Origin of the sequence: Lacibacterium aquatile (assembly GCF_042683105.1) — a bacterium.
In the GTDB taxonomy this organism is placed as follows: domain Bacteria; phylum Pseudomonadota; class Alphaproteobacteria; order Elsterales; family Elsteraceae; genus Lacibacterium; species Lacibacterium aquatile.
Genome location: NZ_JBHUIP010000011.1, coordinates 81003 through 99807, shown reverse-complemented (window position 1 = coordinate 99807; position 18805 = coordinate 81003). Strand labels below are relative to the sequence as shown.

Below are 18805 nucleotides of genomic sequence, written 5' to 3'. Positions count from 1 at the left end.
TTCTGTAAAGTACTCTACGGAAAACGACTATGTACTCATGGGATGACATACGTCTTTTTGTAGCTGTGGCGCACTCCGGCTCGCTTTCCGCAGCGGCCCGGCAACTCAACATGCAAAACGCCACGATCTCCCGGCGCATCGCCGCTTTGGAGGAACAGTGCGGCGGACCGCTGTTTCTGCGCCATCGGACCGGCCTGGTCATCACGGAACTCGGCGACCGGATCATGGCCCGCGCCGAGGAGATGGCGGCAGCGGCCCAGGGCATCGATAACGAGATCGCTGCCCGGGATAAAACGCTCTCTGGCTTGGTTCGTGTATCCGCGACCGAAGGTATGGCGGGCTATTGGCTGCTTCCCCGTCTGTCGAAGTTCAAAGAAGCGAACCCCAGCATCAGCGTTGAGGTCGATTTTCAGAACACGTCAGTCGACCTCATTCGCCGAGCCGCTGACATTGCGATCCGCCTGAAGCGACCCGATGAGGAGGGGCTGATCGCCCGCCTGGTCGGTCGGCTGGAAATGGGACTATTCGCTTCAGCCGACTTGGTGCGCAGGCGGGGCCTGCCAACATCGGTCAATGAACTCGAGCCCTTGGGTTTGGTCGACTACACATGGGCCGACCCAACGGGTACTGAGGGCTGGCGTGATATCATCATCCGCAGCGGCAATAATGCCACGCGGGTGAATAGCGCTCTTGGCCAGGTGGAGGCCGTTCGCTCGGGGCTGGGGGTAAGCCTGATCCCCCGCTATGTCGGCCAACGCTTCAACCTCATCCCAATCGTCCCCGATTTCTCCTGGAGGACGAGGGAAATTTGGTTGGTCGCGCACAACGACCTGAAATCCGTCCCCTGGATACGGAGGGTCTACGACTTCCTGGTCGATGAGTTGGACGCGTCTTTCCGGTCGACGCGGGTCTAGACTTTGGAAACCCTCTGCCGATAGCAGCATCGGCGTCCTGACGCACCGCGCAATCCCAAATTCAGAGGCTCTGCCATGACACTCACCATCGGTATCGATGTCGGGCTTGAGGTCTGCCATCTGTGCGCTGTTGATCCAGACGGCAAGGTCATTGTCGAAACGACCATGCCCTCCACTCCCGAGCATCTCGCGGATTGCTGCGATCTCATTGCCGAGAGCTTTGATACCCCGATCAATCTCGTTGCGTTGGAAGCTGGCAGCATCAGCCTCTGGCTGGCCTGGGGCCTCCGGCAACGCCGCTACATCGTCAAGATGCTGAACCCCAGCAGCACCAGTGCATGGTTTAAAGCCGCTGGTGTGAAGTCGGATAAACATGACGCCATTGCGATTGCCCAAATCGGCAGAACCGGCTGGAGCAGGGATGTCTGGATCCGTTCTCCCGAATCCCACGCTGTCCGCGCAGCTTTAAAAACCCGGGATCTACTGGTTGCTCAGCGGCGCGGACTGGAGAGTCGACTGGGCTATGTCCTGAAGGCGATTGGGCTCGATCGCCCAAAACAAGGGGCCTTTGGTCTGGTTCTGGATCGGCGTACCAAAACCTTGCCTCCAATCGCCCTGTTGCCCCTTCAGACATTGAAGCAAGTCATCGATGCGACCCATGCGGCCATCACCTCCTTGGACGAATTGATCCGAGCCTATGCCGAAGAATCACCGGCAGCAAAACGACTTCAGTCTATCCCAGGCGTCGGCGCCCTGACGGCCCTGGCCTTCACCGCCGCAATTGATGACCCGTCTCGCTTTGCCAGTGGCCGACAAGTCGCCAGCTACTTCGGCCTGGCGCCCCGCCTCTCCCGAACAGGGACTAAACACGTTGGCCCGAGAGGCATCTCCAGGCGTGGCGACATCATGACCAGAACACTGCTGTGCCAAGCGGCGATGCGGTTGACCTATGGCAATGTCCGGCAAACCGCGCTCGGCAACTGGGGTCGGAAGCTTGCCCTCAGCCGATCCGGCAGAAAGGTCATGGCTGCCGTTGGACGCAAACTTGCGGTCCAGATGTTCGCCATGTTGCGCGATGGCAGCGACTATGTCGATCCTGGCCTCGCGGCTAATGCCACAGGCTCTTAACTCTGTATTCGCTGTTGGCCTTTAAGGCCCGTGACCTTGTTAGAGGCAAGTCTGTGGAGGCCGTTGGCGCCGACCGCGTTCGTCCATTGGGGCAGACGACCTCGGCCTGATGTTGCGGCGGCGCCATCTATCGCTCCGGCGATAGCCATATCACTTGCGGCTATGTTTTGGACTTCATGACAGTCAATTGGACACCCAGTGCCGAAGCGATCTCCATCAGGTTGCTGACTGTCGGAGCAGCTTCCTGTCGAACAGGCAACTCCAGGATCCGCCTGAGTACCTTGCAAGCATAGGCCATCATCTTTTCGTCCCCAGACGCCAAGGCATCTTTGAGAAACCGAATACGAGCCGCTGGGGTCGTATGGAAATCGCCGATATCTTGAATTTGAAGCCCTGGCAGCTTTGCTGGCATTTAATTCTAGTCTCTTTTCAAGAAGCCTGAATGAAGAAGATACACGAAAGATAAGACTAGCCGCACACCTCGCGGCCAGATCTCTGCCGACCATGATCTGGTCCTTCCACAGACCCGTGGTTCTGCTCGCTCCGGTTACCTCCGAAGGCATCGGCGTAATAGTATTTATCAAGCAAGAGTTGCTGGTCATTCACCTGATTGATCCGGGACTGGTCGCCGTCATAGACGAACTCCAGCGCCAGCGACGTGCCACGCTTCACCGACAAGGGCTGATTGAACCCCGTCCAGGTGATCTTCCGCACAACGGAATCATCCGTAAAACTCGGGTCGTTCAGCACTGATTTCGTCAGATTACCGACCGCGTCATATTGGAAATATTCCGTATGGACCCCGCCCGTCAGCTCGACCTCGCGCACCGCATGCGGCTTGTCACCGAAGTCATAGGCATAGGCGCCCTTGTCCGACTTCACAGCCATATTCCCAAAGCCATCATAGCTATAGCTCTGGGTCGGCTTCTCCGGCGGTGCAGCTCCCGCTCCCAAACCGTCCCAAGACCAGATCCGGTTCCCGGTCAGCCGGTTCAGTTCATCGTAGCTGAAGTCCTCCTGATACCCGCCGCGCGTCACATCAACCCGGCGACGGATCAGATTGCCCAGATTGTCCCATTTGTAGCTATTGTCCTGGATGTCGCCCGACCCCGCCACCGACCCGGGCTTGGTGCTCACGATGCTCGCAACGAACCCTTGCGGCGTATAGCTCCGCTGCGTGCGCACCCCGTTGCCAGCCAGGCTCTGCGTCAACTGCCCCGCCGCACTCCGGCCTTCCAGCGTCCAATAGGCAAGGCCCGTTGCATGGTTCGCGACACGCTTCAGCTCGCCCTGCGGGTTGTAGAAATAATCCAGATGTAGACCCGACGGATACTGAATCTCTGCAAGATGCCCCTTCACGGGATGATAAATCCCGATCTGCTCCTCCCAGTCCTCCCCCCCTTCGACGAACTGGCGTGCCCTGAAAAGGCGCCCCAGGCTATCGAACCAGAATGTTTTCAACAAAGACCACCGTCCGGATCGTTGCCCACGATCATCTGATCCGTCCAGGTTCCCTCCGTGGCCCCGTCGGCAGGAAATGTTCGCTGCGGTTGCTCCCTAAGAAGTCCGCGTAATAATCCCTGGACCCCGTCCTGCTCAGCGTGCGACCGCCACCCGACAGAAGATTGCCCACAGGGTCATAGTCATAGGTCTCCGTCCCGCCAGCCCCCGGACGCACCACCTGCGTTACCGTATGGGGCTTGGCACCGGCGAGGAAGCTGTAAGCGCCCTTGTCACTCTTGTCGGTGATATTCCCGAAGCCGTCATAGGCGATCTGGACCGTATCCGTCCCGCCCGTCCCCGTCAGGCGGTTCAGCGTGTCATAGCCGAATGTCTCCCGGTAGCCGCCGTTCGATACAACCTAACCACGAACAGCAATTTAAAAAACCAATTATAAAACATTCCACTAATTACTTCTATTACAAGCACTTGACTTGTATATATTATCTATATAAGCCCTAACTTTGTCAAAAAAATAACCCGGAGCCCTATACACTACATCATCTACGTAAACATAAAAATATTCACTTTCTTTTCTTTTTTTTGTTTGAAAGTATAATTTCCGCCATACAACGCCATCATATAAAAACAATCCAAACCTTACCTCAATTTTATTATAAAAATCATTCATCACAACAAGATCCAAACCCTCGATATTTCTTATAAATACCATTAATTCATCATTATTTACGCTATTTATATAACATCCATAGACTTCTAAATTCCCAGGCACAACCCTATCTATTGTCAATATACCATCATTAACAAAATATGCTCCTGCGAATTTAATACTCGCATTCATACCAAACAAATTTAAACGATCACCAACAACATCAAATGGCAATATAAAAATAAATAATAACGACATTATGAAGCGATACATTTCAAACCCTCACAATCCATAGCCAAATTCTGTCACTTCTTTTACACTTTTACGCCCGAATCCGCCATGATGACTTCTTGTCGGCTCCCCCAAAGCTCGCCCTATCGGGTTCTCAAAATTTACGATCACTCTTTTCTCTTCTAAATTATCATAGGGAGCATCTGGAGTTCCTATTGTTTCGGTAAGAACCGCCACATTATTTTCACGCAATACATGGGCAATCTCATGAGCAAGAACTAATGCACTCGACATATAGGCGATCCGGCCAATATCAGATTCAAATCTTGGCGTGGAAAACGGATCCCACCTTATTATATCTATCCCTCTTTTTTCATCAAACTCAACATAAGCAGCCATCCCCATTGACGACTCAATTGTTAGACCAAAGAACTCCGCAGCCTCAAACAATTTTGCCCCAATTTCTACTTGAGATATATATTCCTTGGCCTTTTGGTATGCTTCGCGAGGTATCCCAACAAGCGTTACCCCTTTTGCATTGCCTGCGAACATCTTCCCCAGACGACTCCCTTGCAAAGGAAATCCTAGGAACTCTTCTATCTTCTCAGTAAGCTTTGCTTTTTCAATCTCCTCATAAGACAGTCCCGCGTATTTAGGATCACGTGCCCAGTCTGGCACCCCTAAAAGGTCGGCGAAGAAGTCCGAGAGCTTCTGGATCGGATCCCGGTCGTCCACTGGCGGAGACGTCGTGTCCCCTGCCGCTGAGCCCGAGGTCGTGCTTCCGGTACCCACGCCAGTGCTGGTTTGAGACTCCACGCGCCCCGTCTGATCGCGTGGCCCCTCTGCATACCACCCGCTGGGATCCGTCGCGGTCAGCGGTGAATTCCGCACATAGCTGTAGCGGCTGTAGCTCTGGCTATCCGCCGGATCCTGCACGAAGTTGTCCGCCGCCATGAACCTCGCCAACTGAGCGTCATAAAGCCGCCCGTTCATATGCACGAGGCCCACGTCGTCCAGCATCTCGTGGCCCGTGTAGCCGCGGTCCGTGTGGTTCCCCATGATCGCCTGACCCAGATCCGGCTGACCCTGCCAACCGGTCGAGGTCACGCCGACCACAAAGCCTCCCGACCGCCGCGCGCCCCAGGCGTCATAGTCGAAGCTCTCGATCTTCAGGCCCGCCGTGTCCGTCACCGCCTGGATCGAGCCTAAAGAGTCCGTGTGGGTATATTTCACGTCCGGATTATTCGGAGCGCTGTCCTGCGTCTCCACTATCGCAACCAGTTCGCCGCCTACCAGCACCTGGTCCTTCCATAGGCCCGCCGCCGTCAGATACTCGCTGCGGTTTCCGCCGAAGGCGTCCGCGTAATAGAGTTTCGTCAGCGCCGGTGTCTGATTATTGACCTGCTTGATCCGCGACTGGTCGCCGTCATAGACGAACTCCAGTGCCAGCGACGTCCCCCGCTTCACCGACAGCGGCTGGTTGAAACCCGTCCAACTGATCGTTCTCACCAACGAACCACCCGCAAAACTCGGGTCGTTCAGCACCGATTTCGTCAGATTGCCGACCGCGTCATATTGGAAATATTCCGTATGCACCCCGCCCGTCAGCGCGACCTCGCGCACCGCATGCGGCTTGTCACCGAAGTCATAGGCATAGGCGCCCTTGTCCGACTTCACAGCCATATTCCCAAAGCCATCATAGCTATAGCTCTGGGTCGGCTTCTCCGGCGGTGCAGCACCCGCTCCCAAACCGTCCCAAGACCAGATCCGGTTCCCGGTCAGCCGGTTCAGTTCATCGTAGCTGAAGTCCTCCTGATACCCGCCGCGCGTCACATCCACCCGGCGACGGATCAGATTGCCCAGATTGTCCCATTTGTAGCTATTGTCCTGGATGTCGCCCGCACCGGCGACCGACCCGGGCTTGGTGCTCACGATGCTCGCAACGAACCCTTGCAGATTATAGCTCCGCTGCGTGCGCACCCCGTTGCCAGCCAGGCTCTGCGTCAGCTGGCCCGCTGCATTACGGCCCTCCAGCGTCCAATAGGCTTCATTCGTCACGTGATTCGCGACGCGCTTCAGCTCCCCTTGCGGATTGTAGAAATAGTCCAGCCGCAGACCCGACGGATAGCTGACCTCCGCCAGATTGCCCTTCACCGGGTGATAGACCCCAGTCTGCTCCTCCCAAGCACCGCCCTCGAAGGATTGCCGCGCCTTGAACAGGCGACCCAGGCTATCGAACTCGAACGTCCGCTCCGCGATCGTCGCATTGCTGCCGGTGACAGATTTGCTCGCAATCAGCTTGCCCACATTCCGCTGCGCCGCCGACGTCCCATAGGTCCAGCTATCGGTTCGCTCCACCGTGAGGCTCGTCCCGATCTGCTTGCTCGTCACCCGCCCCAGCTTGTCGTAGGTGATGACCGTCTTCCGGCCACGCGCGTCCGTCTGCTTGCGCACCTGACCCAGCGGGTCCACAACATAGCTCCAGACGCCCTTGTCCGGATCATTCATCCCGATCTTGTAGCCGCGCGGGTCATAACTGATCGTCGTCGTTACCGAACGCACCGTCTCCAGCGCGTCCTTCGCCGTCACAACCGTCTTCGTCAGATTGCCGAACGGGTCGTAGCGAAAGCTCGTCGACCCCTCCAGGGCGTCAACGATCAGAACCTCCCGCCCCAGGCTGTCCTTCAGGACCCGGCGATCCACACCGCCTGCATTCTCGGCCCCGACATCCCGCCAGATCGTCGTCTTGCTCGACAGACCGCTGTAGGTGAAGACGATCCGCTGCTTGCCGTCGGTGTCGCTATCCGTGACCGAATGCCATTCCTTCTGAACTCGGCCCAGCGCCTCGTAGCTGTAGCGCCGCCACACCACCGTCCCGCCGCTGACATAAGGTTGGCTCTTGCGGGCCACGAAGCCGCGGGCGTTATACTCGGTGTCGACAAACGCCAGCTTCGCCGTCCCGTCCTCGGCCGTCGAGAGCGTCGACACCCGGACCTCACGCCCCAGCCGATCGAAGAAACTGTCGACATCCGCAGCCTTCGCGTTCCCGGCTGTATCCAGCTGACGAACCCGGATCCGCGTCACCGCATTCGATGCCGAACAGCCCCCGGAGATCGCGCTGCAATACTCATAGGCCCAGGTCGTCTGCGTCCCGTCCGACAGCAGCTCGGATATCTTCCGACCGAAACTGTCGTAGCTCCAGTTCGTCGTCAGTCCGTTCGGACCCGTCAGCGACCGAACCGCCCCCGTCTTCGGATCGAAGACACGCGTCTCGCCTTCATCTGCCGCATTGGTTGCAACCGTCGCAAACCGGCCGGTCCCATCATAGACCAGGGTCGAACTCCGCTGCGTGATCGCCCGCTCGCCCGTCGCCGCGGCCGTGATCGTCGACTTGGTCTTATTGCCAAAGTCATCCCGCAGATAACTCGTCGTGACCGCATCCGCACCCGGCTCGCTCGTCTCGCTCTTAACCAGATTGGTCGAGCCGAAATAGGTGTAGGAAACGCTGCGCGACTTCTCCACCGGCCCCGCAAGCGAAGACGCCATCGGCATCGACAACGACATCAGCCCATCGTCGGAAAGCGGAGCGCCCGCACTGTCCGCCTTCAGACCCGACAGCGGCGCCGACGCGCTTCGGCTCCCGGCCTGGAACTCCGCAAGCCGCTCGGCCTCCAGGATCGCCGCCTCATCGGCACCCGACACCATCGCCTCCAACGGCGGCGCGTCGATCACCGGCACCGGATCTGATGGAACCACCGGCGCCTCGAAATTGACGCTCTGCGCGAGGGACGGTACGGACACCATCAACAGACCGACAGACAGAACCGCAACGGTACGACCCGCACCGAACAGATAAGGCATCACAAACCCTCGAAACCGGGGAAACGCGGACATAACTCGAGTGCGGATCACAACCATCATCCGCCCCCTATTCGCCCGGTGCCGTTTGTTTGGTCGTCGATGTCAGCAGCGTGCCGATCATCCAACTTCCCGTGGCATTCGCGTAGGTGTTGATCGTCTCGCTGATGTAATCGCCACCCGTCGGATGGGATGTCTGCGTCGTCTGCGTGAGGATATTGCCCCAATCGTCATAGACGTAATCGGAGGTGACCGAGGGCAAGGCGGAGGTGGCCATGGCACTTGTCAGATCATTGCCGGTCCGGACGCTCTTGGTCAGCAGGACCAGAGAGGTTTTGCCGCTATCGTTTTTATTGGCAACCGAAGCCACACTCGTTCCGACATAGGAGTTAATGACTTGACTGATACGGACGTTGATATCCGCTTCAGTATTGACATAGCGGCTTTCAACGACAGTGGGGAGGCCGATGAAGGGGAAGCTTTGCGAGCGCAGCGTCGTCGTCTCGATAAAGCTTCGCTCGTCGCGCTCCGTGACCTTCCGCATCCCAAGGAATCCGCGCCCGTCGAGGCCGATTTTGGCCCCCTGATAGCGATAGGTTTTACTGGACGTCGTGCCAACCGCAGTATCCCAGCTCAACCTCTGCACGGCATGGGCGGGACCCTGATAATCCATCAGAGGATAAACCGCCGTCGTTTCCTTAACGTAGGACCGATCAACTCCTGAAAGCGATTTATAGACGACGCTATAATCCGTCCCAACGTCGGAATAGGCGCGTGTCATCAGATCGGCAGGCAGGCCGGTGCGCGCGGAAACCTGAACGCCATCCTTGAAACCGACGATGTCGAGAATCCCGTCCCCGGTGACATCGGCAAAATGCCTGGGCATTGTGCCATTGTCCGTCCAGCCCGCATTGAAGCTGAAATCAGTACTCCAACGGCCGTTCGGCGCCGCCGAAACAAAGCCCTTCCCATTCGAGAGCGCCACAAACGTCCCGGAAGTCCCGAAGCCAACAATATCGCTCATGCCGTCGTCATTCACGTCGATGGCATAGATCGGGTATTTCTTGAGGTCGGCCCAATTATGGGCGTAAGCCGCCTCGGCCGCAGGTTCGGCACTGTTAAAGCCAAAATCCTTCGACCATTTTGTGTGCGTCAATAGGGACTTACCGGTATTGAGCGCAACATAGAGGCCATACTCGTCGTTGCTGACCACATCATTGAGTCCATCCCCATTGACATCAGCGACCGTCATCCAGCGCTTCGTGCTCGCAGCCCAATTCGGAAAACCGGAGGTCCATTTGGAACGCGCTCCGAAGGAGGTTCCGCTGGAGAGCGCCACATAGATGCCGTCGATGCCGAATTCAACGATATCGGCCATCCCGTCGCCATTCATGTCAGCCAGGAAACGTCGCGGCGTCTTGCTGTTATAATCCGCCTGGACATTGCCATAACCCTTGAACCCAAAGCTCGAGGACCATGCGGTCTGAGTGCCAAAGGCCGTTCCGGTCGACAGACTGACATAAACGCCGTTGGCGCCAAAGCCGACGATATCAGCCCTACCATCGCCGTTAACATCAGCGAGGTGACGAGGCGTCAGGTTTTCGGTATCGGGGTGGTAGGCAGGGACCTCGCAATAATGCTCACACCCTCCGTCGACCATATACTTTAGCGCATCGCGCGCGGATGGGTCCCAACTGAACGGTTCAAATGTTTTATGTCGGGTGAAGTGATTGGTCCAACTCTGAGGACTGCTGAAACCTGTCCCCTCCGCCAAGGCAACAAGCACGGCCTGGCTGCCGGTATTTGAATAGCCAAAAGCGACGATATCAGCCCGGCCGTCGCCGTTTACATCGGCAAGCAATCTGGGAACACGACTGGAGTTATCCCAGTTATCCAACCCTAAGGCCGATAAGCGCTTCGTGCCCGCCGGAAGAGCGACCCCAGTGGTTTCCGAGACATAGACTCCATCGGAGGCAAAGCCAATCGTATCAGCCCGCCCGTCTCCACTGACATCCGCCACAAAGCGTGGATAAGCAACCTCGTCTCCCCAACCAGCGGACTGCGCGAAATCATTGTTCCACTTTGTTGCAGCCGGAAAGGATTTCGTCTGATCGGACCATTCGAATTTCGTCGGCGGCAGACAAATACCTGTCGCTCCGCAACGTGAAATAGAGACTACCCGGGAACGCCCCGTGTAAGGGCCTGCCTCATAGGCAATCCGGTAATCGCTGACGAGTTCGCTCGTCGTTGCGCTCGGATGATAATAGGTTCTGAGCCATTTCAGGCGGCTGCTCAGGCGGTATGAGAAACCACCGGTGTAATGATATTTATCTTCCGGCTTCAACTCATATCCGAATTGAACGGATGCATAGGCTGCCGTCGGTGCTGTCGCGTCCGTCTCGTTACGAGTGTAGTCAATGCGTGCCGGATAATATGAACCCGATGAATCGCTATTAACATAGGAGATGGTCATAGAGTTTTTTGAAGTGTCAGTTACTTTGCTGAGCGCCCATATCCGGACCGATGGCTGAGCACTTAATTTTATCTGACTATCAGCAGTAATCCCGTACTCAAGCCTTAGCCCTCCCTTCGTCCGAACGACAAAGGAAGCCGGGCCGGAACCTACAGCTCCGGAAGAGACAACGGATGAAAACTCCTGGATCTCGGTTCGATATTCAGTACCAGAGGCCCCGTACACCCCATCACCGACGACATTCAGACGTTTACCATCCAGACAGAAGCGATCATTGGCATCGTAATTGACGGATCCGACGATCCCATCCTGGGCTTTGGTGCGCGGACAGCGGGTAATGCTGGAAAGGCCGTAGAGGCCCCATCCGACCCCCATCATGCCGTTCCCACTCTGACTGCTGTAACCAAACGACAGTTTGGGCTGAATGCCTGCAGTTCCGGGAACAACCTCGATTGGGATGGAATAAGTGGCGGCGCCTGTTGGGCCAACGCCCATGCTTCCCGGCAATGTCATCTGCGCGCGCGTCAGTGATGGTACCAGCCCCACACATAACATTCCTGCGAAGGCGGCTGATTTCACCAGATCTGAAAACACGACCTCGGATTTGAACGACGAACGAACAGGCTGGCCCATCACTACCTACGCGCTAACTTCTTGTGGGAGCATCTAAAGGCGCGCAACCTGACACAACAAAACAACCGGAGTCGATAATGTTTTTCTCTCATTAAGAGAAAAAATCCCCAAATTAGTTAGCAAACAAACAGATTGCACAACCGAATATTACCTCTCCCACAATTGCCTTTTGCAGCTTTGTGTGCCATTTGGAGTTCAAGATACCCTAGACTCTCACCCTTGCGTTGAAGTCTCCTGACGTGGATCAACGACCACATCATCGCACAGCTACGATCGTGCAGGGGTCGTCCACCCCATCACGTCAGAGCGGCAAGGTCTACGGCTATCGCAAACTGCACGATGATCGCTCGATCAGGGCGAGAGATGCTGCCCGAACCGGGTAGCGCCTAACCCGGCTCGCCGGCATCAAGGCGCAGATCGGCTATAAGCGTCGCCCCAGTGTCCACGGTTAAAATAGTGCTCCACCATTTTCAACACTTCGCCGTATTCGCGTTGTTGTTCCAAACGATCATCTGACAGCCGTATTTTTGGATTGGCCCAATAATATCTTTGCCGTTGTCGATGAAGGCCGATGAGAAGGCGGCGGCAAAGCTCTTAGTCTTCATGATTTCGCCCTTGATACCTTCGCCTACGGATTTTACGGCAAGATTGACCGATGCCTTCAAGATACCGAAGTCGCGTTCCACCGCATAACGGTGCAGAACTACACCGGGCGCCTGCTGCGGCGGAGGGTTGAGTGTCGGCAAGCTGCTAGGATTTGTGACCCCAATTTGTCTGGCGATGTTCTTGGTAAGATATTCCGTTGCTGTTTCCTGAGCGAGATTCAGCGACTGGTCGACCACAAACGTGACGGACCCTTGCTGACATCCTTTCCCCGTAGCCACACCCTGAGCGCAACCATAGGCAACAGCCCCGGCCGCGCTACCGACACCGACGATGACCGTCTTTTCGAACGACTTAAACTCAGCGGCCTCATCCATCAGCTTCGAGATGCCCTTACCCCATTCGGAATTTTTCATAAAGCCATTGGACAAATTCTTCATAAGGGCGCCACCGGCACCGCTTGCGCAGCTACCGCCACTCAGCATCGACCCCAGACACCCTGTGGCCGCAACAGCTCCCAAAGTCGCATAAGTCGAGGCCTGCTCGAACGCTTCGAAAAAGCCGCTCGCATACATGCTGTCCGCGCCTGGAACATCGAAGGCGCCCGCATAAGTTAGATAGCCTTTTATGCCTCCGAACAGTGCAGACTGCCACGTTCCTCCGTTGATATAACCGTTGATAGCTCCAGCAACGAACATCGAAATGCCCATTGTGAAAGGAGCCAAATAAGTACCGAGAAGCGTGATTGCAGTAGTTAGGATCGGCTTCCAAAGTTTCTTGAAGAACTTTCCGATAGATTTAAAAAGCCCGCCAAGGAAATATCCGCTGGGATCGGTCGCTGCAAGCGGGTTGTTATTCACGTAGGAGTAGCGGTTATAGGATTGCGTATTCACCGCGTCCTGAACGAACGGATCGGCACTGAGGAATCGGGCGATACTCGCATCGTAGATGCGGCCGTTCATGTGAATCAGCCCCATATCGTCCAACATCTGGTGACCGGTAAAGCCACGATCGGAGTTGATGCCAACGATACCGACACCCGCGACAGGGGGTGTTCCGTGGTCGACCGCAGCGGCATCGCCGCCCAACCGGCGCAGCCCCCAAGGATCGTAATCTAAGCTTTCGATACGAGTACCGCTGGCATTCGTAATCGCCTGTACGGAAGCCAGGTGATCGGAATGCATATAACGCACGACTGCCGGAACGGCGGGTTGTCCTGCAGGCGTTTCCTGGGTTTCGATAGTCGCGACCAATTCGCCATTGATGACCAGTTGGTCCGTCCAGACCGTCTTTTGCAGCGAATGATGAATCGTGCGTTCCGAACGATTCCCCGTAAAGGCATCACCGTAATAATAGGTAGTTTGGTTGATAGTTTCCGGTGCCGTCCCGTTCTCCAGCGACCTCGCGATTTGAGTCAACCGGCCTTGCGCATCGTCATAAGTATAATCGATGCGGCTGAGTCCGCGCGTCATGGACAGCGGCATGTCGAAGCTGGTCCAATCGACAGACCGGGGCACGTCCAAACCGGCCGATAGGGTCATATTGCCGTTAGCGTCATACTGGAAGAGTTCGGTGCCCGCTGCCTTTTCGATTGAAGCGACGGCGTGGGGGCGAATTGTACCGCCAGCCACCCCATAGGTATAGGCTCCGACATCGCTCTTAGAGATAATGTTGCCATGACCGTCGTAGACCAGCGACACCGTCTTAGAGCCGCCTGCATTGACCACGGTATTGCTAGTCATACGACTCAACTGATCGTATTCGAAAGTCTCTAGATATCCTCCGAGCGCGGCGCCGCCGTCGACCTCACGCCACTTCAGGATGCCGAGATTGTCCCAGGCATAACGCAAATCCTGAATTTTGGTAACGCCCTTGGTCGTTTCAATTCGGGTCAGAAAACCCCGGGCAGCATCGTAATAGCGCTTAGTGTGGACGCCATTACCGTAGGTGATGTCGGTCAATTGACCGCGGGCGCTACGTGCCGTTGCGGTCCAATAGGCGGCGCCCGTAAGACCGTCGCTCACAGTCTTCAGCGATCCGGCATCGTCATAGCTATACAGAACGGACTTACCCGAAAAGAGGGTGGTCTTCTTGATACGACTAGTGCTGGCTTCATAAACGGCAGATTGGAAGGTTGCAGCACCGCCATCTATGCTCTGCCCGATCAGAACCGGACGCGCCAATCCGTCGTAAGCAAAGGTTTTCGAGACGATCTCGATCTCCGCCGCACTACCTGCAGCCAGTTCTTCAGGCGTCGCCGGACGGACCGACAAGCTAGCCGCTAGCTTGCCAACACCATGATTTTCCGTATCGTAGGTCTTGCTATCGATACGCTCGACCGTACCGTTACCGAACCTAAAGGTCTTAGTGGTTTCCCGCCCGAGCCGATCGTAAGTTATCTGTACTTTCTGCCCCTTAGCGTCGGTCTGTTCAACCAGTTCACCTAGAGCGTTGTAGATATACTGGCTGACACCAGTATCGGGATCGTCGTTGAGGACCTTACGTCCGCGAACGTCATAAGTTGCGGTCGAAGTCACCTGTTGGGGGCCGTTAGCGCCTGCGGCAGTTATCGTGGTGGTACTGAGGTTGCCGAACGGCTCGTAAACATATTCGATTTCGCCCCCTGCGGCATCGATGACCTTGGCGACCTGATTCTGGCTATTCTTAAAAGTCGTACGGGTTTGAACTTCGCCCAATGGGGCCGCAAAGGCGGCAAGGCCCTGAACGAGCGTGGCATCACGACGAATTGTCGCAACCGTTTTCAGGCCTTGGTATTCATAACTGACACGCTTTTTACCAGGTACGGTCGGATCGTCGTCGGTACCGATAAGGGCGTGATATTCGACCTTCACACGACCGAGAACATCGTATTCGTACATATCCCAGACGACTTCATCCGGGGTAGCCGACGGAGCATGGGGCGAAGCTACCTGGAAAGGTTCGCTTTTTTTCAGCGGCAGCCCAATAGCGTTGTACTCGCTGTCGATGGCGATCGTGCGTGCAGCAGCCCAGGTACCGCTACTCTTGGTCATTTCTTGCGAGACGCGACGAATTTCGCGATCCAGCACATCAAAATACAAGACCGTGATGGGTCCCAGATAATCCGTGCCGCCCTGGGCGAGGTCATATGAGCGGGTCAGGAATTTGGCTTTGGTCGGACAGGCTTCGGTACCGCCCGCAACGCCGAGGCAGTAAGCATACTCATAGATGGTACTGGTACCGTCCGCCCTCAGTTCGCGAGTCTTGCGCCCGAAATCATCATATTTCCAAGTCGTAAGCAGACCATTCGGCCCCCGCAGGCTAAGGGGGGCGCCCGTAGCGCTGTCAAAGGTCCGTAACTCTGTGTGGTTGAGAGCATTGATCGCTTCGGTGGCGAAACGCCCTGTAGGATCTATGACCACCCTCGACCCACGGGGCACGAACTGAGCCGTCGGCGATGCATTAGCTGCTCCCGACGTGACGGAGGTGAGTTGATTTCCCAGACCATCGTAAGTGTAGGTTGTCGTGACGGAGAGATCGGGATTGTTCGGCTCGATCGTCTCGCTTTCGATCAGCCCTTCTGCCGTATAGGTCCAGCTCGAGGTGCGCGTCACGCTCCCCGCCTGAACCACACCGGCAAAACCCACGACAAGCACGCCGCACAGAAGCGCCGCCCGTACACGGTCTGCGCGAAGAAAGAGACTATTCATGAGGGTTACTCGACCGATAAGGGAGACCGTATACACACTGAGAGACCGGACCGACTGCATGACCCGCTCCTTACGGCGTGGTATTGGTGATAGTGGTGCGCGTCAGGCGACCAAGACGCCATAGAGAGGTGTTAGCCGGTTCGTAGACGTTAACCGTGGTTTTTACGAACTCTGGCGTGCCGTCGTTGTCCTGGTCGATCACCACCTTCACCTGGGTCGCATTGCCCCAGGTGTCGTTCACATAAGTCGTCGTCACTGTTGGAAGCTGAACGCCTTGAGTACCGGCAGGCGTTAACTCCCAGGATTTCTCAACCGTCTTCGTCAGCTTCACATATGTGCTGGCACCGCTGTTGAGAGAAACTTCAGCGTAAGTGTTCGCTGTTTCCCCCAGTCTCACGCCCGCCGAACCTACCGTGGGCACATAGAAGCGCTCGACCTTGGCGATCATGCCGGTCAACGGAAACTGCTGGTGCAGGGTCGTCACCTGCTCGATCTTCGTGTTCTCGTCCCGCGAGACCGTCTTCTCGAATCCTAGTAGGCTACGGCCTTGTGTATTGGCCCGCAGGGTCTCGTAGCGATAGCTGGCGCGCGAAAGTACCGTTGCGTTGGCGGCCAGACCGTCCAGCGCTTTCAGTTCGGCCACCACTGAGATCGGCGCCTGGATATTCATCGCGTCCTGGAGGCGTAGCGCGCTTTTCACATAGGGCGCGCCCACCTGCGATAGCGTCTTATAGGTGACCACCCACCTCTGTCCCGTGCCGGAAATAGCCGAGGTCATCAGGTCGGGCAGAATATTGCCGGCATTATTGGTAGAAACACGGGTTTGAATTTCGTTGAAGCCGACGATATCTGGATAGCCATCGCCATTGACATCGGCGAGAGCCGTAGGCCAGCGGGTCTGGTTGTTGTAGCCACCGGCAGCCGGGTCAATGCTGAAGTAGTCCAAGACCTGCCCCAGGTTCTGAAGCGACGTGCCATTCGAGAGAGCGAGATAGATCCCGCGCGCCGTCGTCGTCACCAGATCCGGCAGACCATCGCCGTTCATATCGGCAAAACGGCGCGGATGGGTATTCTCGTTCGAAAAGCCGTTATCTTTCGCAAATCCCGTCAACCAGACAGCCCCGGGAGCAAAGGTGAGATCTCCTTTGCTGAGAAACACCACGAGGCCGCTGCTGGAAAAGGCAACAAAATCGGCCAGCCCGTCACCATTCATATCGATGAAGCTGCGAGGATGGGTGCTCTGATTCTGAAAGCCGGTGTCGATACCATAGGCATCGATTCTTTTGATGCGCGTCCCGAAGCCTGCCCCCGTATTTTTAGCGGCAAATACGCCGGTCGCCGCGATCCCGATCGCCTCGGGCAATCCGTCGCCATCAAGATCGGCGAAGAAGCGTGGTTTCGTATAGTCGCTTGAATAGGTGCCGCTGGTCTGCGAACCGAAGTCGTTGCTCCAGTAGCTGCCACCAGAGAACGTCCCATCCCCGTTGCCGAGGGTTACATAGATGCCGAGGCGACCAAAGGCCGCGAGATCCAGAATTCCATCGCCGTTGAGATCGACAAAATGGCGCGGGGTCTCATCTTGGGTCGGGAAGCCGTTGGTGGCCCCGAAGCCCGACCGGACTTGCCGAAAGACACTCCAACCGTTGACGGTTGAGCGGGCGTCATAGACCGCGGTCGTACCGATCCCCAGGACATCCACGACACCGTCATTGTCTGTATCGGCAAAACTACGGGGAGTGACATTGTCGTCGTTCCAGTTACCGCCTACGGCGCAATCGCCAAACTGATTGACGACCTGAACCGGCATCGCAAAACGCAGGGCGCTCGATGCATTGTCGGGCTGAGCCTTGGACCAGTAAGCACCACCACAGATGAAACCCAGGATATCAGCCTTGCCGTCCCCGTCCATGTCAACAAGGTTGCGTTGGCGGGTAGCGGTCGTTGTATAGCCGCCTTCGCCTTCCGAATTATCACTGGGCGAAGCGCTGCCCCATGCCTCGCTCCATCGTGAGGGGTAGGAGAAGGTCTCGTCCCCGACTACATTGGCGATCACCGTCGCCTTCTTGCGCCAATCACTCCAAGTGAAATTGGTTTCGGGGAGGCATATCTCTTGGCCTCCTTTAGCCGTACAGAGCTTGATCGAGGTCAAGCGCGAGCGCTTGGTAGAGGGGCTGACCTCGTAGCTGAATCTATATTTCCGCACAAGCGAACCTGCCGGCGGGTCACCAACGACAGTATCGAGCACTCGGATCGCCGTCATCCGCTTGGTTATCTTGACCAGGGATCCCGCCTGATACATGGGCACGACGTCCGGGCGGGTATCGGGCTCATAGTCGAAGACGACCGCTGCCGATGGGGCGAGTCCGGCCCCCGCATTGCCGGTATAGAGAATTTTCGACGGACGGTACTCGCTGTTATCCGCGCTCTTCTCGTAGGAAATCGTGAAATAATTACCCTTGGCATCTGTAACCTTGGAAAGCGCCCAGACACGGAAGGAACCATTAGCCGTCTGAACAGCACTATCCGCTGTCGTACCGAATTCCATCGTTACGCCAGCCTTGGTCTGCACCTTAAAAGAGATTGGACCGATATAGGGCCAATTGATCGGCGCAGCGGGCGGCGGCAGTTGAACATTCACGATCGCCGTGGCGACGATCTTGGAAAATTCTTCTCGCTCAGTGCGATATTCCGAGTTGTCCTCGCCATACATGCCACTGATCAGATTGAGTCGCTGGCCATCCAAGCAGAAGCGGTCACCCGCATCATAACTGACGCCGCCGTTCACTCCGTCTTGGGCGCGGGTGCGCGGGCAGCGAGTAATGGCCGACAGGCCAGAAATGCCCCAACCTACGCCAAGCAGGCCGTTGCCGCTCTGGCTGTCGTAGGTCAGTTCAAGCTTCGGTTCCATTCCCGAGGTCCCCGGCACAACCGAGATGGGGAGGGAATAGCTGGCCGAGCCTGATTGGCCCACATTCAGCTTACTTGGTAATACCATTTGAGCCGCTGCTGGGGCGACAAGCGCGGCGAGACTCACATTGAATCCACCCAACAGCATGACGCTCCACGCTATTCGCGCGAGCCGAGCTGATCTGAATTCGATACTATTTATAAGCATTGAACTTTTACTCGAGAAAGCACACACACGTCTCCCGGCGACAACGTCGCC

General features: G+C 56.5%; 9 protein-coding genes and 1 pseudogene. 3 read left to right on the top strand and 7 right to left on the bottom strand.

Annotated elements, in window-relative coordinates; all coding sequences use genetic code 11:
• Positions 1 to 29 precede the first annotated feature (29 nt).
• Positions 30 to 914, top strand: a complete 885-nt coding sequence (locus ACFSM5_RS11140) for a LysR family transcriptional regulator (protein ID WP_379876453.1) — start codon at positions 30 to 32, stop codon at positions 912 to 914.
• Between the two features lie 75 nt (positions 915 to 989).
• Complete coding sequence (locus ACFSM5_RS11135) at positions 990 to 2042, top strand: IS110 family RNA-guided transposase (protein WP_379876452.1); 1053 nt, start codon at positions 990 to 992, stop codon at positions 2040 to 2042.
• A gap of 160 nt (positions 2043 to 2202) precedes the next feature.
• On the opposite strand, the gene ACFSM5_RS11130 is transcribed toward ACFSM5_RS11135, so the two are convergent.
• From ACFSM5_RS11130 to ACFSM5_RS11110, 5 genes are all read right to left on the bottom strand, one after another.
• On the bottom strand, positions 2203 to 2454 hold the full coding sequence (locus tag ACFSM5_RS11130; protein ID WP_379876451.1) for a hypothetical protein: 252 nt from the start codon (positions 2452 to 2454) through the stop codon (positions 2203 to 2205).
• A 56-nt stretch (positions 2455 to 2510) separates the two neighbouring features.
• Entirely contained in the window at positions 2511 to 3503 is a 993-nt protein-coding gene (locus ACFSM5_RS11125) for an RHS repeat domain-containing protein (RefSeq protein WP_379876450.1), read from the bottom strand.
• 445 nt (positions 3504 to 3948) lie between these two features.
• On the bottom strand, positions 3949 to 4425 hold the full coding sequence (locus ACFSM5_RS11120; protein WP_379876449.1) for a hypothetical protein: 477 nt from the start codon (positions 4423 to 4425) through the stop codon (positions 3949 to 3951).
• 9 nt (positions 4426 to 4434) lie between these two features.
• On the bottom strand, positions 4435 to 8244 hold the full coding sequence (locus tag ACFSM5_RS11115) for an RHS repeat domain-containing protein (protein ID WP_379876448.1): 3810 nt from the start codon (positions 8242 to 8244) through the stop codon (positions 4435 to 4437).
• A gap of 67 nt (positions 8245 to 8311) precedes the next feature.
• Positions 8312 to 11347, bottom strand: a complete 3036-nt coding sequence (locus tag ACFSM5_RS11110) for an FG-GAP-like repeat-containing protein (RefSeq protein WP_379876447.1) — start codon at positions 11345 to 11347, stop codon at positions 8312 to 8314.
• Between the two features lie 302 nt (positions 11348 to 11649).
• Here ACFSM5_RS11110 and ACFSM5_RS11105 point away from each other — a divergent pair.
• Positions 11650 to 11796, top strand: a pseudogene (locus ACFSM5_RS11105) (IS3 family transposase); the annotation flags it as partial.
• 21 nt (positions 11797 to 11817) lie between these two features.
• Here the strand turns inward: ACFSM5_RS11105 and ACFSM5_RS11100 are convergent.
• Positions 11818 to 15699 carry an RHS repeat domain-containing protein gene (locus ACFSM5_RS11100; protein ID WP_379876446.1) on the bottom strand — a complete coding sequence of 1294 codons (3882 nt, stop codon included), beginning with the start codon at positions 15697 to 15699 and terminating at the stop codon, positions 11818 to 11820.
• A 10-nt stretch (positions 15700 to 15709) separates the two neighbouring features.
• Positions 15710 to 18634 (bottom strand): FG-GAP-like repeat-containing protein, encoded by a 2925-nt coding sequence (locus tag ACFSM5_RS11095; RefSeq protein ID WP_379876527.1) that lies wholly within the window; start codon positions 18632 to 18634, stop codon positions 15710 to 15712.
• Between the last annotated feature and the right edge of the window lie 171 nt (positions 18635 to 18805).

Coding starts and splice junctions, on each gene's coding strand:
- ACFSM5_RS11140 (WP_379876453.1), top strand. CDS start 30: ATGTACTCATGGGATGACATACGTCTTTTTGTAGCTGTGGCGCACTCC.
- ACFSM5_RS11135 (WP_379876452.1), top strand. CDS start 990: ATGACACTCACCATCGGTATCGATGTCGGGCTTGAGGTCTGCCATCTG.
- ACFSM5_RS11130 (WP_379876451.1), bottom strand. CDS start 2,454: ATGCCAGCAAAGCTGCCAGGGCTTCAAATTCAAGATATCGGCGATTTC.
- ACFSM5_RS11120 (WP_379876449.1), bottom strand. CDS start 4,425: ATGTATCGCTTCATAATGTCGTTATTATTTATTTTTATATTGCCATTT.
- ACFSM5_RS11115 (WP_379876448.1), bottom strand. CDS start 8,244: ATGCCTTATCTGTTCGGTGCGGGTCGTACCGTTGCGGTTCTGTCTGTC.
- ACFSM5_RS11110 (WP_379876447.1), bottom strand. CDS start 11,347: ATGGGCCAGCCTGTTCGTTCGTCGTTCAAATCCGAGGTCGTGTTTTCA.
- ACFSM5_RS11100 (WP_379876446.1), bottom strand. CDS start 15,699: ATGCAGTCGGTCCGGTCTCTCAGTGTGTATACGGTCTCCCTTATCGGT.
- ACFSM5_RS11095 (WP_379876527.1), bottom strand. CDS start 18,634: ATGGTATTACCAAGTAAGCTGAATGTGGGCCAATCAGGCTCGGCCAGC.